We start from the raw sequence: 16,129 nt of genomic DNA, 5'->3' as shown, positions 1-16,129 counted from the left end.
CATGGCTGTATTCACCGAAGTCACGCAGGCCGAGGCGCAAGCCCTGCTGAGCCGTCTGGACCTGGGCACCCTCAGCTCGCTGCGCGGCATCACCGCCGGCATCGAGAACACCAATTACTTCGTCAGCAGCGAGCGCGGCGACTATGTGCTGACGGTGTTCGAGCGCCTGTCCTTCGAGCAACTGCCCTTCTATCTGCGCCTGATGCAGCATCTGGCGCGCAAGGGCGTGGCCGTGCCCGACCCGCAGGCCGACGCCACGGGCGAGATCCTGCACAGCATCCAGGGCAAGCCGGCCGCGGTGGTGAACCGCCTGCGCGGCGGCCACCAGCTGGCGCCCGACCTGTTCCATTGCGAGCAGGTGGGCGCGGGTCTGGCGCGCATGCATCTGGCGGGTCAGGACTTCCCGCTGCAACAGGCCAATCTGCGCGGCCTGGCCTGGTGGCGCGAGACCGTGCCGGTGGTACTGCCCTATCTGGACGCGCCCCAAGCCGAGCTGATAGGCGCCGAGCTGAGCTTCCAGAACGCGCTGGCCGCCTCCGCCGAAGTTGCCGAGCTGCCGCGCGGCCCCATCCATGCCGACCTGTTCCGCGACAACGTCATGTTCGACGGCCTGCCCGGCCGCGAGCGCCTGAGCGGCTTCTTCGATTTCTACTTCGCCGGCGTCGACAGCTTCCTGTTCGACCTCTCGGTCTGCATCAACGACTGGTGCATCGATCTGGCCAGCGGCCGCCTCGACGAGCAGCGCGCCCAGGCCTTCGTGAACGCCTACGAGAGCGTGCGGCCGCTGAGCGGCGCCGAGCACCGCCTGTTGCCGGGCATGCTGCGTGCCGCGGCGCTGCGCTTCTGGATCTCGCGCCTGTGGGACTTTCACCTGCCGCGCGACGCCGCCCTGCTCAAGCCCCATGACCCGACGCATTTCGAGCGGGTACTGCGCGCGCGCATTGCCGAGCCCTGGCACGCCTTGAAGGATTGATAACCTTGAGTGCTTCTTCGTCTTCGATGATCCTGCATCTGCAAACCGTGCCGGCGCGCAACGGCGCGCTGTGGGTGCGGCATGGCCTGAAGGTGTTCCAGCGCAAGCCGCTGGCGCTCACCGGCCTGTTCGGCATCTTCATGTTCCTGGGCTTTGCGCTGATGCTGGTCCCGGCGCTGGGCCCGCTGCTGCTGCTGGCCACGCTGCCGCTGGTGTCGCTGGGCTTCATGCTGGCCACCCACCAGGTGCTGCAGGCGCAGACCCCCACCGTGGCGGTGTTCGTCGCGCCGCTGCAGCTGACGCCGGAACGCCGCCGCACCCAGCTCACGCTGGGCGCCGCCTATGCGCTGGCCACCGTGGCCATCATGTTCTTCAGCGACTGGGTCGACGGCGGCAGCTTTGCCGCCCTGCAGGAGCTGCTGGGCAAGGGCGGCGATGTGGACGAGGCCGCGCTGGAGGCCGCGCTGGCCGAGCCGCGCCTGCTGTGGGGCGCGGTGACGCGCCTGGGCCTGGCCACCCTGCTCTCGATTCCCTTCTGGCACGCGCCGGCCCTGGTGCACTGGGGCGGCCAGGGCGCGCTGCAGGCGCTGTTCTCCAGCACCCTGGGCGTGTGGCGCAACAAGACCGCCTTCGCGCTCAGCGCGGCATGCTGGGGCGGCCTGGCGCTGGGTTTCAGCTCGCTGCTGACCCTGGTGCTGTCGCTGCTGGGCCTGGGCAAGCTGCTGCCGATGCTGATGCTGCCGGCCGGCCTGATGCTCTCGACCATGTTCTACAGCTCGCTGTACTTCACCTTCGTCGACTGCTTCATGTTCGGCGCACCGCGCGATCTGCTCAGCGAGAAGCGCTGAGCCTCCCCCTGCGCCTCGCGCTGCTTCCCACTTCCGACGGCCCCGGCAACCCCGGGGCCGTTTTTCTTGGCGGGCGCATTCATCGTCCTGACATACCGAGTTCCTACAGTCGCGCCGCGGCCGGGGCCCTGTGCTCCGGCATTCAGTTGACGACCTTAGAACCGGAAGCCAGACCATGTCCAAGCCTACCCATCCCACCCGCCGCCAGGCCCTGAAGTTCCTGGGCACTCCGCTGATGCTGCCCCTGGGCGGCCTTGCTGCCGCCAGCCTGAGCGCCTGCGGTGGTGGCGATGACGACGCGCCGGTGCCCACGCCCGCGCCGGTGATCTTCAGCTCGGCCAGCTTCGCCGCCATGGCCGCCCCCAGCCTGGCGGTCCCGGCCGACATGGCCAAGACCCTGGTGGCCTCCAGCCTGGACGTGACCCTCAGCGACGGCAGCAAGCAGAGCTTCAAGCTGGCCTACCAGGCCTTCTTCCTGACCGGCGACCTGGTGCCGGACGGCAAGGGCGGTACCGTGCAGGCCGGCGCCTACTTCGACATCAACAACAAGCCCATCATCGACACCACGGTGGCCGGCAAGGAACGCCAGTTCTTCTCCGACTCGCCCGACGGCACCTCGCTCTTGAGCCTGCCTAACGCCTCGGTGACGGGCATCAAGGGCAAGCCGGTGTTCGCCGTGGTGCAGTTCGAATACACCACCTGGGCGCAGGACGGCAAGACCGATATGTATGGCAAGCTGCCCTCGCCCATCGCCGTGCTGACGCTGGACCAGGACCAGGCCACCGGCAAGCTGAGCCTGGTGAAGTACCACAACGTCGACACCTCCTCGGCCCATGGCCTGTGGATCACCTGCGGCTCCAGCCTCTCGCCCTGGGGCACCCATCTCTCCAGCGAAGAGTACGAGCCCGACGCCTTCACGATCGCCGCCAACACCATGTTCAAGGCCTTCAGCAAGAACACCTTCGGCGACGAGAGCAAGGCCAACCCCTACCACTACGGCCACCTGCCCGAGGTCAGCGTCAATCCCGACGGCACCGGCACGATCAAGAAGCACTACTGCCTGGGCCGCATCTCGCACGAGTTGATCCAGGTGATGCCCGACAACCGCACGGCCATCATGGGCGACGACGCCACCAACGGCGGCTTCTTCATGTTCGTGGCCGACAAGGAGAAGGACCTCGCCGCTGGCAGCCTCTACGTGGCCAAGTTCGGCGCCGGCTTCTCCCTCGACCCGGCCGCCGCCGGTGCGCCGCTGAACTGGATCAAGCTCGGTGCCGCCACCAGCGCCGAGATCGAAAAGCTGGCCGACACGCTCAAGCCCACCGACATCATGGAGGTCTCGACCACCGACCCCAAGGATGCCTCCTTCACCAAGATCTATCTGGGCGGCAAGCAGCAATGGGTCAAGCTCAAGCCCGGCATGGAAAAGGCCGCCGCCTTCCTTGAGACGCACCGCTACGCGGCCCTGATGGGCGGCACCATGGCCTTCACCAAGATGGAAGGCACGACGGTCAACATCAAGGACAAGATCGCCTACTCGGCGCTGCAGAACATGCAGAGCTCCATGGTCAAGGGCAACGCCGCCTGGAACGAGGCCTATGGCATCACGCTGGACAAGGCGCTCAACGCCGGCGGCGTGCTGGCCCACACCCTGAGCGCGGGCCAGAAGGATACGGCCGGCGCCGCCATCGCGAGCGACTGGGTGCCCTCGCTGACCAAGACCCTGCTGGTGGGCGAGGACATCGCTGCCGACGCACTGGGCAATCTGGCCAACCCCGACAAGATCGGCGCGCCCGACAACCTCAAGTTCTCGGAAAAACTGCGCACCCTCTTCATCGGCGAGGACAGTAGCTACCACGTCAACAACTTCGTGTGGGCCTACAACGTCGACACCAAGACGCTGAGCCGCCTGGCCTCCATGCCCTCGGGCGCCGAGGCCACCGGCCTGGGCGTGGTGGACGATCTGAATGGCTGGACCTATATCACCAGCAACTTCCAGCATCCCGGCGACTGGAGCGCCACCCTGCACGCCAAGGTGCAGGCCACGCTGGACCCGCTGGTGCGCGCCAACTACAAGGACCGCTTCGGCGCCGCCGTCGGCTACCTGACGGCGGAAGCCACCAGCGTGAAGCTCAACAAGCTGTAAAGCTGCACCCGCGACATGCGACGGGCGCCCATAATGGGCGCCCGTTTGTCATTCGCTGCACCGACCATGAAAGCCCCGCTCGCCATTGCCGCCACAGGCCTCGCCGCATGCCTGGCATTGAGCGGCTGCGCCGTCGTCAGCGTGGCCGGCACGGTGGTGAGCACCACGGTCTCGGTGGCCTCCACCGTGGTCACCACCGGGGTCAAGGTCACCGGCAAGGTGGTTGAAAAGACCGTGGACGTGGTGACAGGCGGCGAGCCGGCGCCCGCCAAGTAGCGATCGATCGATCAATCGATCGGTGTCAGCTTGGCCACCGCCAGCGCCAGCCACTTCATGCCGTGGCGGCCGAAGTTGACTTGCGCGCGCGCATCCTGGCCGCTGCCTTCCAGCGTCACCAGCACGCCCTCGCCGAACTTGTTGTGGAACACGCCCTTGCCGACGCGCAGGCCGCCGTACTCGTTGCCGACCTTCTGCGCCGCCGCCTGCTTCATGGTCTGCGGCACCGGCGGCACATAGGGCGCCCTGGCTGCTGTTGATGTCTCGACACGGCCCGCGCCCACCATGGACTTGAGGCCGGAGCCGCGCTCCCAGGCGCTCTGGTACTCGCGTGCAAAGCCCGAGCCGAAGCCCTGGTTGCGCGGCGTCAGCCATTTCAGCGCGGCCTCGGGCAGTTCCTCGAGGAAGCGGCTCTTCACGTTGTAGCGCGTCTGCCCGTGCAGCATACGGGTCTGGCTGAAGCTCAGGTAGAGGCGCTGGCGCGCGCGCGTGATCGCCACATACATCAGGCGCCGCTCTTCCTCCAGGCCGTCGCCGTCGGCGAGCGAGTTCTCGTGCGGGAACAGGCCCTCTTCCAGGCCGGTGATGAAGACGGCGTCGAACTCCAGGCCCTTGGCCGAATGCACCGTCATCAACTGGATCGCGTCCTGGCCCGCCTGGGCCTGGTTGTCGCCGGCCTCCAGCGAGGCATGCGTCAGGAAGGCCGCCAGCGGCGACATGATCTCGCCGGTCTCGGCATCCGGCGTCACCGCCGCGGCGGCCACCGCATTGGGCAGGCCCTCGGCGATGGCGCCCGGCGCGAGTTCGTCGACGGGCAAAGCCACGGCGTCCTTGCCGAAGCCCTCCTGGGTGACGAAGGCCTCGGCGGCGTTGATCAACTCGTCCAGGTTCTCCAGGCGCTCGGCGCCGTCCTTGTCGTTGCGGTAGAACTCGGCCAGGCCCGAGCTCTCGAGCATCTGCGAGATGATCTCGCGCAGGGTCAGGCCTTGCGTGAGGTTGCGCATGGACTCGACCAGGTTCACGAAGCCGGCCAGATTGCTGCCGCCCTTGCCGGCCACCGCGCCCACGCTCTGGTAGAGGCTGCGGCCGCTGACGCGCGCGGCGTCCTGCAGCAACTCGATGGTGCGCGCGCCGATGCCGCGCGCCGGGAAGTTCACCACGCGCAGAAAGCTGGTGTCGTCGTTGGCGTTCTCGATCAGACGCAGATAGGCCAGCGCATGCTTGACCTCGGCACGCTCGAAGAAGCGCAGGCCGCCATAGACGCGATACGGGATGCCGGCATTGAAGAGCGCCGACTCCAGCACGCGCGACTGTGCATTGCTGCGGTAGAGGATGGCGATCTCCTGGCGCGGCATGCCCTGGCGATGCAGGGCCTGGGCCTCCTCCAGCAGCCATTGCGCCTCGGCGAAATCGCTGGCCGATTCGTTCACCCGCACCGGCTCGCCGGGGCCCATCTCGGTGCGCAGGTTCTTGCCCAGGCGGTGGCTATTGCGGCTGATGAGCTCGTTGGCGGCGTCCAGGATGTTGCCGAAGCTGCGGTAGTTCTGCTCCAGCTTGACCACCTTTCTGACGCGGTACTCGCGCTCGAAATCGGCCATATTGCCGACACGCGCGCCGCGGAAGGCGTAGATGCTCTGGTCGTCGTCGCCCACCGCGAACACGCCCTGGCCCGCGCCCGGCGGCGCGAACATCTTCAGCCAGGCGTATTGCAGCTTGTTGGTGTCCTGGAACTCGTCCACCAGGATGTACTTGAAGCGCTGCTGGTAATGCGCGCGCAGCTCGGCGTGGTCGCGCAGCAGCTCGTAGGTGCGCAGCATCAGCTCGGCGAAGTCCACCACGCCCTCGCGCTCGCATTGGTCCTGGTAGGCCTGGTAGATCGCCACCATGGTGCGCGACTGCTCATCGCGCTGCTCGATGTCCTTGGCGCGCAGGCCGTCTTCCTTCGCACCGGCAATGAACCAGCTGACCTGCTTGGGCACGAAGCGCTCTTCGTCCAGCTTCATGGCCTTGATGACGCGCTTGACGGCCGAGACCGAATCGCTCGCGTCCAGGATCTGGAAGCCCTGCGGCAGGCCAGCCAGCTTCCAATGCGCGCGCAGGAAGCGGTTGCACAGGCCGTGGAAGGTGCCTATCCACATGCCCCGTACATTCACCGGCAGCATCGCGGTGAGGCGGGTCACCATCTCCTTGGCCGCCTTGTTGGTGAAGGTCACGGCCATCACCCCGCCCGGCGCCACCAGGCCCTGGCTCATCAGCCAGGCGATGCGCGTGGTCAGCACCCGGGTCTTGCCCGAGCCGGCGCCGGCCAGGATCAGCGCAGGCTCCTGGCCCAGGGTGACGGCGGCGTATTGCTCGGGGTTGAGGTTCTTCAGCAAACCCGTGGTGGGGGGCGTGAACAGATCGTCTTCGAAGGGGGGCTGACTCATCTGCGCATTTTAGGGACTGGCATCATGTCGCCATGAAGAACGACCTTTCTTGCCCCTGCGGCAGCGGCAAGCCCTACGACGCCTGCTGCGGCGCCATCCACCAGCGTTTTGCGGCAAGCGGCGAGCTCAGCGCGCCCACGGCCGAGGCCCTGATGCGCTCGCGCTACAGCGCCTATGTACGGGAGCTGCGCGACTACCTGCTGGCCAGCTGGCACCCCAGCCAGCGGCCGGCGTCATTGGAGGGCAACGAGCCCGGCCTGAAGTGGCTGGGGCTGGACGTGAAGCGCCACCAGCAGCAGGACGCCGACCATGCCACCGTGGAGTTCGTGGCGCGCAGCAAGCTCGGCGGCCGCGCCCAGCGCCTGCACGAGACCAGCCGCTTCGTACGCGAGCGGGGTGCCTGGTACTACCTTGATGGAGAGATCGCCTAGGCGAATTCCTGGCACACCATGCGCGAGTTCAGGCGTGCCAGCAGCCACACCAGTGCGGCACAGAGGGCCAAGGCCAGCAGACCCAGCAGCAGGCTCGCGCGCGGCCAGTCGGCAGCCCATGTGCCCAGCGACATGCCCAGCAGCATGGCCGGCATCAGGCTGGTCAGCAGCAGGGCGCTGAGGCGGCGGCCCCATTCCAGGCGCCGCAGCAGGGCCTGGCCTCCCAGTGCCGCGGCCGCGGACCAGAGCAGCAGCGCCAAGGCCAGCCAATGCCCCAGCCACAGACCCCAGCCCGCGCTGGCCATGCCGAACAGGCCCGCCAGCATCAAGCCCCAGGCCAGGGCCGAGACCAAGGGGGAACGGTATCCAACGTGAAAGACCTGGGGCATGAGGAAGACTCCTGATGTGCGTGATGATGGCCACAACGCATGACAGGATTGTTGAGAACCCAGGGACAACCCTGAAGCCCCCCAAAGTGGGGAAAGCCCCATGGAATGGGGCATCCACGCCACAGCGCCCCGCGAACAAGGGGGCCGGCAGCACCGCCCATGAACCGCTTGTTACCCATTCTTCATGCCGACGAGCAGCTCGTCGCCATCGCCAAACCCGCCGGCCTGCTGGTGCATCGCAGCGCCCTGGATGCGCGCGAGGAGGTCTTCGCGCTGCAATTGCTGCGCGACCAGCTCGGCCGCCATGTCTGGCCGGTGCACCGCCTGGACAAGGGCACCTCGGGCGTGCTGCTGTTCGCGCTCGATGCGGACAGCGCCAGCCTGGCGGCCCAGGCCTTCGAGCAGGGCCTGGTGCACAAGCGCTACCGGGCCCTGGTGCGCGGCTGGCCCGGCGCCGACGCCGGCAGCATCACCCACGCGCTGGCCAAGGATCCCGAGCTGCCTTCGCAGGGCCAGGTCTTGCTGGAGGCGCGCACCGACTGGACCTGCCTGCGCCGCCTGGAATGGCCGCTGCAGACCGACCCGCGCCACGCCAGCAGCCGCTTTGCGCTGCTGGAGGCAAGCCCGCAGAGCGGCCGCCGCCACCAGATCCGCCGCCATTTCAAGCACATCGCCCACCCCATCATCGGCGACGCCACCCACGGCAAGGGGCCCTTGAACCGCGCGGTGGCGGCCCACCTGGGCCTGCAGCGCCTGTGGCTGCATGCGCTGACGCTGGAGCTGAGCCACCCAATCACGGGCCGGCCGCTCCGCATCGAGGCGCCGCTGGGGCCCGAGTGGGGACGGCTTCAGCCGAACTGCACGGCGTAGATCGGCGGCAGATTGAGCGAGACGGTGGCCCAGCTGTCGCCGCCATCGTCGCTGGCCCAAAGCCCGCCGGTGGTGCTGCCCATCAGCAGATGCTTTCCGTTCTCGTCCACCGCCAGGCCATGGCGGTAGACCAGGTCGTAGCAATGCTGCTGCGGCAGGCCCATGCGCAGGGTCTGCCAGGTCTGGCCACCGTCGCGGGTGCGGTTCACCACCAGGGCGCCATCCACCGGGATGCGGCGCTCGTCCTTCACCGCCGGGACGAACCAGGCGGTGAGCGGGTCCAGCGGATGCGCGGCCACCGCAAAGCCGAAGCTGGACAGCGGCGCCTTCAGCTCCTGCCAGCTCAGGCCGTTGTCGCTGCTGCGCCAGATGCCGTTGTGATGCTGGCACCAGAGCACCTCGGGGGCGGCCTCGCAGCGCACGATGCGGTGCGGGTCCTGGATGTTTTCCAGCTGCTGCTGATCGGGCGGCATGAAGTCGGCGCGCATGCCCTTGGCGCGCAGCGCCCAGCTGGCACCCTCGTCGGCGCTGTGCCAGGCACCGCCGCAGCTGATGCCCAGCAGCAGTTCGCCCGGCTGGCTGGGATGCGGGCAGATCGAATGGATGCCCGGCGCGTCGTAGCCGCCACCGAACCAGCCCAGGCGCTCGGGGCGCTGCCAGAGGCTCTCCACCAAGGCCCAGCTCTCGCCACCGTCCACGCTCTTGAACAGCCCGCCCGGCAGGGTGCCGGCCCACAGCGCCGCGGGGCTGCGCGCCAGCGACCAGATCTGCTGCAGCTTCCAGGCCGGCCCCTGAGCTGCATCCCCGCCCTCGGGCTGGGGCGGATAGACCGGCGCCGGCAGCTCGCGCCAGGTCTTGCCCTCGTCGTCCGAGGCCTGCAGCTTGACGCCGAAGTGGCCCAGGTTCAGCGCGGCGAACATGCGGCCGTCGAACTGCCCATGGTCGGAGCCGGGCAGCACCATGCTGACCGGATCGCCCACGAAGCTGTGGCCGACGATCTGCCAGCCGGCGCTGCCGCGATGCGCGATCTCGAACAGACCCTTGCGGGTCGCGACCCAGGCATTCAGGCTCATGAGTTCATCCTCCGGACAGGGCTTGCAGGACATGGACGACGCTGTCGGGCCGCAGCGCATCGCTCAAGCGCACGCGATCGTGCAGGCGACGACCATCCACAAAGATCGCCACATTGGCGCGCACATGCCCCTGATCGTCAAGCACATAACTGCGCAAGCGCGGCTGCGCGGCAAAGGCCTGCGCCAGCGCCTCGCGCAGCACCAGGGCGCCGGCGTCGAAGTCAGGCACGTCGCCAAGCAGGCGGCGCAGCTGCGGGGTGAACACAATGCGGGGCATGGCACTCATTTAAGCACCGGCGGGGGCGCACGCCGCACACAGGATTTCCCGGCCATGACCCTTGGCCGGCAGGCCCGGCCCGGCATGGGGACAATGCGGGCAATGAATCGCGATTCCTCTAAAGGCGTCATCTACGCCGCCCTCGCCTACGCGGCCTGGGGCCTGTTCCCGCTCTATTTCAAGCAACTGGCCGGCGTGCCCTCCCTGGAGGTGGTGGCGCATCGCACGGTCTGGTGCATGGTCTTCATGCTGATCGTGCTGGCGGTCCTGAAACGCTGGGCCTGGCTGGGCCCGCTGCTGCGCCAGCCCAAGGTGCTGGGCGCGTTTGCGCTCTCGGCCCTGCTGCTCTCGGCCAACTGGCTGACTTATGTGTGGGCGGTGCAGCACGACCATGTGCTGGACGCCAGCCTGGGCTACTTCATCAACCCGCTGGTGAATGTGGCGCTGGGCTATGTGTTCCTGCACGAGCGGCCGCGCCGCCTGCAATGGCTGGCCGTGGGTCTGGCGGCGGCCGGCGTGCTGTGGCTGACCCTGCAGACCGGCCGCCTGCCCTGGGTGGCCCTGGTGCTGGCGGCCAGCTTCGGCATCTACGGGCTGCTGCGCAAGGTGGCCAGCCTGGGTGCGCTGGAAGGCCTGGCCCTCGAGACCATGCTGCTGACGCCCGTGGCCGCGGCGGCGTTGGGTTGGTGGACCAGCCAGGGCGACAGCGCGCTGGCGCAGGGCGACGCCGGCATGATCACTTGGCTGCTGTTCGCCGGCCCGCTCACCGCCCTGCCCCTGCTGCTGTTCGCCGCCGGCGCGCGCCGCATCCCGATGACGACGCTGGGCCTCTTGCAATACATCTCGCCCAGCATCCAGTTCATGCTGGGCGTGTGGCTGTACCACGAGCCCTTTGCCGCGGCCCGGGTGGTAGGCTTCGGCCTGATCTGGGCGGCGCTGCTGGTCTACAGCCTGGAGGGCTGGCTGAACAGCCGCCGCGCCTGAGCAGCAGGCATCAGTTGCGCATCAGGTAATCAAAGGCGCCCAGCGCCGCCTTCGCGCCATCGCCGGCGGCGATGATGATCTGCTTGAAGGGCACGGTGGTGGCGTCGCCGGCGGCGAACACGCCGGGCACCGAGGTCTGGCCCCTGGCGTCGACGACGATCTCGCCGTGCTTGGAGAGCTCCACCACGCCACGCAGCCACTCGGTATTGGGCACCAGGCCGATCTGCACGAACACGCCTTCCAGCTCGATGTGGCGCGACTCGCCGCTGGCACGGTCGGTGTAGCTCAGGCCGTTCAGCTTGTGGCCATCGCCGGTCAGCTCGGTGGTCTGGGCCTGCGTATGGATGGTGACGTTGGGCAGGCTCTTGAGCTTGCTGACCAGCACCGCATCGGCACGCAAGGCCTCGCCGAATTCGATCAGGGTCACATGGCTCACCAGGCCGGCCAGGTCGATGGCAGCTTCCACGCCGGAGTTGCCGCCGCCGATCACCGCCACGCGCTTGCCCTTGAAGAGCGGGCCGTCGCAATGCGGGCAGTAGGCCACGCCCTTGTTCTTGTATTCCTGCTCGCCGGGCACGTTCACATTCCTCCAGCGCGCGCCGGTGGAGAGGATCACGGTCTTGCTCTTGAGCGTGCCGCCGTTGGCGAGTTGCACCTCGACCAGGCCGCCGGGCGTGGCGGCCGGGATCAGCTTGTCGCCGCGCTGCAGGTTCATCACGTCGACGCCATAGGCCTTGACGTGGGCCTCCAGGCTCATCGCGAACTTGGGGCCGTCGGTCTCCAGCACCGAGATGTAGTTCTCGATCGCCAGCGTGTCGTTGACCTGGCCGCCGAAGCGCTCGGCCGCTATTGCCGTGCGGATGCCCTTGCGGGCGGCGTACACCGCCGCGGCAGCGCCGGCGGGGCCGCCGCCCACCACCAGCACATCGAAGGGGTCTTTGGCCGAGAGCTTGGCGGCGTCCTTGTCCGCCGCGCCGGTGTCGAGCTTGGCGACGATCTCTTCCACCGTCATGCGACCCGAGCCAAAGGGCTGGCCATTCAGGTAGACGCTGGGCACGGCCATGACCTCGCGGGCATTGACCTCGTCCTGGAACAGCGCCCCGTCGATGACGACCGTCTTGACCCTGGGGTTGAGCACGGACATCAGGCTCAGCGCCTGCACCACGTCCGGGCAGTTGTGGCAGCTGAGGCTCATATAGACCTCGAAGCTGTATTCGCCATCCAGGCCCTTGATCTGGTCGATCACGTCCTGCTCGACCTTGGGCGGATGGCCGCCGGTCCACAGCAGGGCCAGCACCAGGGAGGTGAACTCATGGCCCAGCGGGATCGCCGCAAAGCGCAGGCTCATCTCTGAGTCCAGGCGTTTCAGGCTGAAAGAAGGACGGCGCTGGTCCTGGCCATCGGCCCTGAGGCTGATCTTGTCGGACATCGCGGCGATGTCCTGCAGCAGCGCCAGCAGTTCCCTGGCGCTGTCGCTGTCGTCCAGCGAGGCTTCGATCTCGAAGGGGACGGTGACGCGCTCGAGATAAGCCTTGAGCTGGGATTTGAGGGTGTCGTCCAACATGGTGGTAGGGCTCCTTGTTCAGGCGTGGCGGGATCAGCCACTCTGGGAACACCCCCTTGGACGAGGCGCTCTCAGAGTCGCTTGCGTGGCTCTTGGGGGATTGCCGCAAGCCCTCCCGGGCTCGCAGCAAGGGCGATCATGGTTTAGATCTTGCCGACCAGATCGAGGGAGGGAGCGATGGTCTTGGCGCCTTCGTTCCACTTGGCCGGGCAGACCTGGCCAGGGTTCTTGGCGGTGTACTGGGCCGCCTTGAGCTTGCGCAGGGTTTCCTTGACGTCGCGGGCGATCTCGTTCGAGTGCACTTCGGCCGTCTTGATCACGCCTTCAGGGTTGATCACGAAGGTGCCGCGCAGGGCCAGGCCTTCTTCCGGGATGTGCACGCCGAAGGCATTGGTCAGTTGGTGCGTCGGGTCGCCAACCAGGGGGAACTTGGCCTTGCTGACGGCCGGCGAGGTTTCGTGCCAGACCTTGTGGGCGAAATGCGTGTCGGTCGTGACGATGTAGACCTCGGTCTCGGCCTTCTGGAATTCGGCGTAATGGTCGGCAGCGTCTTCCACTTCGGTCGGGCAGTTGAAGGTGAAGGCAGCCGGCATGAAGATCAGCACGGACCACTTGCCCTTCAGCGACTCTTCGGTGACGGTGATGAACTTGCCGTTGTGAAAAGCCTCGGTCTTGAAGGGCTGGACTTGGGTGTTGATCAGGGACATCGGGGGTTCCTTGCTAGGGTGGTTGATGGAATGACTGAACTATATCGACACTAGCGTGCCGTTAGTTTTGGTTAATCAAATCACCCTTATTGGAATTCCCTATCAGGCCTCCAGCGCCAGCAGCTCCTCGACCGTCTGGCGGCGGCGGATCAGGCGCGCCTCGGTCGCACCATCGACCAGCACCTCGGCAATCAGGGGCCGGCTGTTGTAGTTGCTGGACATCGAGGCACCATAGGCCCCGGTGTCGTGGATCACCAGCAGGTCGCCGACCTCGGCCGCCATCAGCTCGCGCGGCACGACCACGCCGCCGTCTTCCTGCGTGAACACGTCGCCCGATTCGCACAGCGGCCCGGCCACCACGGCGGGGCGGCTGGGGCGCTGGCTGTCATCGCTCGGCAAGAGGCTCATGGCATGGAAGGCGCCGTACATGGCCGGACGCATCAGCTCGTTGAAGCCGGCGTCGACCAGCACGAAATGGTTGTTGCCGGCATTCTTGGTGGCGCGCACCTCGGCCAGCAGCAGACCGGACTCGGCCACCAGGAAGCGGCCCGGCTCGATTTCCAGATGCAGCTTGTGACCCAAGAGGGCCTCGGCCTCCTGGCGGGCGGCATCCCAGAGGCCGAAATAATGGGCCGTGTCGATGCCGGCATCGCCCTCGCGGTAGGGAATCGACAGGCCACCGCCGGCCGAGATCGCCTGCAGGTCATGGCCCGCTGCCTGGGTCTGGCGCACCAGGCCCACCATGGCGCCGCAGACCTGGCTCAGATGCCCGTAGTCCACGCCCGAACCAATGTGCATGTGCAGGCCCACCAGCCGCAGGCCCTCGTCCTTGATGACGGCCAGCGCCTCGGCGAGCTCGCTGTGCCAGATGCCATGCTTGCTGTGCTCGCCGCCGGTATTGGTCTTGTTGCTGTGGCCATGGCCGAAGCCGGGGTTGATGCGCAGCCAGACCTTGTGGCCCTTGGACACGGCGCCGAGCTGGCGCAGCATGTCGATCGAACCGGCGTTCACCGGCACGCGGTGTTCGACCACGGTGGCCAGCGTCTCGCGGTCCAGCAGGTCGGCGGTGAAGACGATCTCGTCGCCACCCGCCCGGTAGCCGGCCGCCAGCGCGCGCAGGATCTCGCCACGCGAGACCGCATCGACCTTGACACCCTGCTCGCGCATCAGCTTCAGGATATGAGTGTTGGAGCAGGCCTTCTGGGCAAAACGCACCGTGTCGAAGGCCTTCAGCGCGGCGATGCGCTCGCGTATCACCGCGGCGTCGTACACCCACAGCGGGGTGCCGAAGCGCTGGGCCAGCGAGCGCAGCAGGGGGGGGTTCAGGTCTTGAGGCATGGCGGCATCGTGCCATCCCTCTTGCATTCATTCAAATGCTTTGGTTTCGCAAGACAATCCACTTCTGATATGGTTTAAGCATGATCAGCCACCGCCATATCGAGGTGTTCCGTGCCGTCATGCATGCCGGCAGCGTCACGGCGGCGGCGGCGGCGCTGCACAGCTCGCAGCCGACCATCAGCCGGGAGCTGGCGCGCCTGGAGCAGTTGCTGGGCTATGCCCTGTTCGAGCGCCAGCGCGGGCGGCTCAAGGCCACGGCCCGGGCCCTGCAGCTGTTTGACGAGGTGCAGCGCTCCTTCCAGGGTCTGGAGCGCGTCATCAGCCGCGCCAATGAACTGGGGCGCGCCGAACAGGAGCGGCTCAACATCCTCTGTCTGCCGGCCCTGGGCCATGCCCTGCTGCCGGCGGTGAGCGCGGCCTTCCTGGCGCGCCATCCCGCGGCCCAGCTGAGCATCACGCCGCAGGAATCCCCGCTGCTGGAAGAGTGGATGAGCGCCCAGCGCTTCGACCTGGGCCTGAGCGAGCAGCGCCAGACGGTGGCCGGCACGCGCCTGGAGCGGCTCACCAGTCTGGACGAGCTGTGCGTGCTGCCGGCCGGTCACGCCCTGCTGGCCAAGCCGGTGCTGAGCCCGGCCGACTTCGAGGGCGAGCGCTTCATCAGCCTGGCGGCCGAGGACCCCTACCGCATCGAGCTGGATCGCATTTTTGCCGCTGCGGGCGTGCAGCGTCGCATGCAGCTGCAAACGCACAGCGCGGTGGCGGTGTGCGCCATGGTCGAAGCGGGGCTGGGCCTGGCCATCGTGAACCCGCTCACCGCACTCGCATGCGCCAACGAGCGCCTGCAATGGCGGCGCTTTGCGGTATCCCTGCCCTTCGAGCTGAACGCCTTGCTGCCGGAACACCGGCCGGCACAGGCGCTGACGGCCGACTACCTGAACCTTGTGAAGCAGGCACTCAAGCGCATTTCCGAGCGCTTGTCAGCGGGCTGATCAGAGGCGCTCGATGCGGGCGTAGGCCGAGTGGTTGTGTATGGACTCGAAATTCTCGACGTCCACTGCATAGGCACCGATGCGCGCCTCGGCATTCAGGCGCAGCGCCACGTCGCGCACCAGGTCCTCGACAAACTTGGGGTTCTCGTAGGCGTGCTCGGTGATCCACTTCTCGTCGGTGCGCTTGAGCAGGGGCCAGATCTCGCTGGACGCGCTCTCTTCCGCAAAGCGCACCAGCTCCTGCCAGCTCAGGCTGTCGTCCTTCAGCTCGGCGCTGATGGTGACCAGCGAGCGCTGGTTGTGGGCGCCGTAGTCCGAGATTTCCTTGGAGCAGGGGCACAGGCTTTTCACCGGCACCGCCACCTCGGCACGCACCGTCGTCTTGCCGGCCCGCGTTTCGGAGATCAGCGCGCCCTGGTAGTCCAGCATGCTCTCGATGCCCGAGACCGGCGCGCGCTTGCGCAGGAAGAAGGCAAAGCGCACCTCGATGCGCCCCTCCGCCGCCTCCAGCTTGGCTAGCATCTGGGCATGCAACGCGCGCAGGCCGGCCGCGTCCAGCGGCTCGTGCAAGGCATCCAGCCAGGCCACGAAGCGCGACATATGCGTGCCCTTCTTCTCCGCCGGCAGGGCCACGTCCAAGGTCCACTGGCCCACCGTGGGCTGCGCCTTGCCAGCGATGCGCAGCTGCAGGGGATAGCGCACATCCTTGACGCCGACACGCTGGATCACCAGATGGCGCTCGTCGCGCTCGCTTTGGGTGTCGGGAATGTGCAGGGCGCTCGTCAATTGATTCATAGGGGGAGCATCGCACCAACCGAGGAACCTTGCCTCGGTCGGG

General features: G+C 67.4%; 16 protein-coding genes. 8 read left to right on the top strand and 8 right to left on the bottom strand.

The features are described from left to right. Window position 1 precedes the first annotated feature (1 nt). From AC3WQY_RS18540 to AC3WQY_RS18525, 4 genes are all read left to right on the top strand, one after another. Entirely contained in the window at window positions 2-973 is a 972-nt protein-coding gene (locus AC3WQY_RS18540; protein WP_285231301.1) for a homoserine kinase, read from the top strand. A gap of 5 nt (window positions 974-978) precedes the next feature. Further along, window positions 979-1,821, top strand: coding sequence for a BPSS1780 family membrane protein (locus AC3WQY_RS18535; protein WP_285231300.1), 843 nt, complete (start codon window positions 979-981; stop codon window positions 1,819-1,821). A 175-nt stretch (window positions 1,822-1,996) separates the two neighbouring features. Beyond that, window positions 1,997-3,967, top strand: a complete 1,971-nt coding sequence (locus AC3WQY_RS18530; protein WP_492709966.1) for a PhoX family protein — start codon at window positions 1,997-1,999, stop codon at window positions 3,965-3,967. A 66-nt stretch (window positions 3,968-4,033) separates the two neighbouring features. Further along, window positions 4,034-4,243 (top strand): hypothetical protein, encoded by a 210-nt coding sequence (locus AC3WQY_RS18525; RefSeq protein WP_285231298.1) that lies wholly within the window; start codon window positions 4,034-4,036, stop codon window positions 4,241-4,243. 11 nt (window positions 4,244-4,254) lie between these two features. Here the strand turns inward: AC3WQY_RS18525 and AC3WQY_RS18520 are convergent, their stop codons facing one another. Then, complete coding sequence (locus AC3WQY_RS18520) at window positions 4,255-6,669, bottom strand: UvrD-helicase domain-containing protein (RefSeq protein WP_492709964.1); 2,415 nt, start codon at window positions 6,667-6,669, stop codon at window positions 4,255-4,257. Between the two features lie 32 nt (window positions 6,670-6,701). Here AC3WQY_RS18520 and AC3WQY_RS18515 point away from each other — a divergent pair, with 32 nt between their 5' ends. Then, window positions 6,702-7,100 (top strand): YchJ family protein, encoded by a 399-nt coding sequence (locus AC3WQY_RS18515; protein ID WP_492709963.1) that lies wholly within the window; start codon window positions 6,702-6,704, stop codon window positions 7,098-7,100. On the opposite strand, the gene AC3WQY_RS18510 is transcribed toward AC3WQY_RS18515, so the two are convergent. Then, complete coding sequence (locus tag AC3WQY_RS18510; RefSeq protein ID WP_285231295.1) at window positions 7,097-7,489, bottom strand: hypothetical protein; 393 nt, start codon at window positions 7,487-7,489, stop codon at window positions 7,097-7,099. The two genes, AC3WQY_RS18515 and AC3WQY_RS18510, sit on opposite strands and share 4 nt — an antisense overlap. A 159-nt stretch (window positions 7,490-7,648) precedes the next feature. Between AC3WQY_RS18510 and AC3WQY_RS18505 the strand changes: the two genes are divergently transcribed. Continuing rightward, window positions 7,649-8,359, top strand: coding sequence for a pseudouridine synthase (locus AC3WQY_RS18505; protein WP_492709961.1), 711 nt, complete (start codon window positions 7,649-7,651; stop codon window positions 8,357-8,359). Here AC3WQY_RS18505 and AC3WQY_RS18500 read toward each other — a convergent pair. Next, entirely contained in the window at window positions 8,338-9,432 is a 1,095-nt protein-coding gene (locus tag AC3WQY_RS18500; protein ID WP_492709959.1) for a WD40/YVTN/BNR-like repeat-containing protein, read from the bottom strand. The genes AC3WQY_RS18505 and AC3WQY_RS18500 overlap by 22 nt on opposite strands. Window positions 9,433-9,436: 4 nt before the next feature. Next, window positions 9,437-9,709 (bottom strand): MoaD/ThiS family protein, encoded by a 273-nt coding sequence (locus AC3WQY_RS18495; RefSeq protein ID WP_492709957.1) that lies wholly within the window; start codon window positions 9,707-9,709, stop codon window positions 9,437-9,439. 102 nt (window positions 9,710-9,811) lie between these two features. Here AC3WQY_RS18495 and rarD point away from each other — a divergent pair, with 102 nt between their 5' ends. Beyond that, window positions 9,812-10,693, top strand: coding sequence for an EamA family transporter RarD (gene rarD / locus AC3WQY_RS18490; protein ID WP_285231291.1), 882 nt, complete (start codon window positions 9,812-9,814; stop codon window positions 10,691-10,693). Between the two features lie 10 nt (window positions 10,694-10,703). On the opposite strand, the gene ahpF is transcribed toward rarD, so the two are convergent. The 3 genes from ahpF to lysA all read right to left on the bottom strand — a co-directional run bounded on the left by ahpF (window position 10,704) and on the right by lysA (window position 14,302). Then, window positions 10,704-12,257 carry an alkyl hydroperoxide reductase subunit F gene (ahpF, locus tag AC3WQY_RS18485; RefSeq protein WP_492709955.1) on the bottom strand — a complete coding sequence of 518 codons (1,554 nt, stop codon included), beginning with the start codon at window positions 12,255-12,257 and terminating at the stop codon, window positions 10,704-10,706. A 143-nt stretch (window positions 12,258-12,400) separates the two neighbouring features. After that, window positions 12,401-12,964, bottom strand: a complete 564-nt coding sequence (gene ahpC, locus AC3WQY_RS18480; protein ID WP_285231289.1) for an alkyl hydroperoxide reductase subunit C — start codon at window positions 12,962-12,964, stop codon at window positions 12,401-12,403. Window positions 12,965-13,066: 102 nt separating this feature from the next. After that, complete coding sequence (gene lysA / locus AC3WQY_RS18475; RefSeq protein ID WP_492709996.1) at window positions 13,067-14,302, bottom strand: diaminopimelate decarboxylase; 1,236 nt, start codon at window positions 14,300-14,302, stop codon at window positions 13,067-13,069. 80 nt (window positions 14,303-14,382) lie between these two features. Between lysA and AC3WQY_RS18470 the strand changes: the two genes are divergently transcribed. Beyond that, window positions 14,383-15,291 carry a LysR family transcriptional regulator gene (locus AC3WQY_RS18470; protein WP_492709953.1) on the top strand — a complete coding sequence of 303 codons (909 nt, stop codon included), beginning with the start codon at window positions 14,383-14,385 and terminating at the stop codon, window positions 15,289-15,291. Here AC3WQY_RS18470 and folE2 read toward each other — a convergent pair whose 3' ends face one another. After that, window positions 15,292-16,086 (bottom strand): GTP cyclohydrolase FolE2, encoded by a 795-nt coding sequence (gene folE2 / locus AC3WQY_RS18465; RefSeq protein ID WP_492709951.1) that lies wholly within the window; start codon window positions 16,084-16,086, stop codon window positions 15,292-15,294. It lies immediately after the preceding gene. Between the last annotated feature and the right edge of the window lie 43 nt (window positions 16,087-16,129).

Source organism: Roseateles sp. FW301-B2, assembly GCF_058788955.1.
This window is presented reverse-complemented; position numbering and strand designations above follow the sequence as displayed.

Excerpts from the sequence above, each read along its gene's own strand:
- AC3WQY_RS18540 (WP_285231301.1), top strand. The coding sequence starts at position 2 with ATGGCTGTATTCACCGAAGTCACGCAGGCCGAGGCGCAAGCCCTGCTG.
- AC3WQY_RS18530 (WP_492709966.1), top strand. The coding sequence starts at position 1,997 with ATGTCCAAGCCTACCCATCCCACCCGCCGCCAGGCCCTGAAGTTCCTG.
- AC3WQY_RS18525 (WP_285231298.1), top strand. The coding sequence starts at position 4,034 with ATGAAAGCCCCGCTCGCCATTGCCGCCACAGGCCTCGCCGCATGCCTG.
- AC3WQY_RS18520 (WP_492709964.1), bottom strand. The coding sequence starts at position 6,669 with ATGAGTCAGCCCCCCTTCGAAGACGATCTGTTCACGCCCCCCACCACG.
- AC3WQY_RS18515 (WP_492709963.1), top strand. The coding sequence starts at position 6,702 with ATGAAGAACGACCTTTCTTGCCCCTGCGGCAGCGGCAAGCCCTACGAC.
- AC3WQY_RS18510 (WP_285231295.1), bottom strand. The coding sequence starts at position 7,489 with ATGCCCCAGGTCTTTCACGTTGGATACCGTTCCCCCTTGGTCTCGGCC.
- AC3WQY_RS18505 (WP_492709961.1), top strand. The coding sequence starts at position 7,649 with ATGAACCGCTTGTTACCCATTCTTCATGCCGACGAGCAGCTCGTCGCC.
- AC3WQY_RS18500 (WP_492709959.1), bottom strand. The coding sequence starts at position 9,432 with ATGAGCCTGAATGCCTGGGTCGCGACCCGCAAGGGTCTGTTCGAGATC.
- AC3WQY_RS18495 (WP_492709957.1), bottom strand. The coding sequence starts at position 9,709 with ATGCCCCGCATTGTGTTCACCCCGCAGCTGCGCCGCCTGCTTGGCGAC.
- rarD (WP_285231291.1), top strand. The coding sequence starts at position 9,812 with ATGAATCGCGATTCCTCTAAAGGCGTCATCTACGCCGCCCTCGCCTAC.
- ahpF (WP_492709955.1), bottom strand. The coding sequence starts at position 12,257 with ATGTTGGACGACACCCTCAAATCCCAGCTCAAGGCTTATCTCGAGCGC.
- ahpC (WP_285231289.1), bottom strand. The coding sequence starts at position 12,964 with ATGTCCCTGATCAACACCCAAGTCCAGCCCTTCAAGACCGAGGCTTTT.
- lysA (WP_492709996.1), bottom strand. The coding sequence starts at position 14,302 with ATGCCTCAAGACCTGAACCCCCCCCTGCTGCGCTCGCTGGCCCAGCGC.
- AC3WQY_RS18470 (WP_492709953.1), top strand. The coding sequence starts at position 14,383 with ATGATCAGCCACCGCCATATCGAGGTGTTCCGTGCCGTCATGCATGCC.
- folE2 (WP_492709951.1), bottom strand. The coding sequence starts at position 16,086 with ATGAATCAATTGACGAGCGCCCTGCACATTCCCGACACCCAAAGCGAG.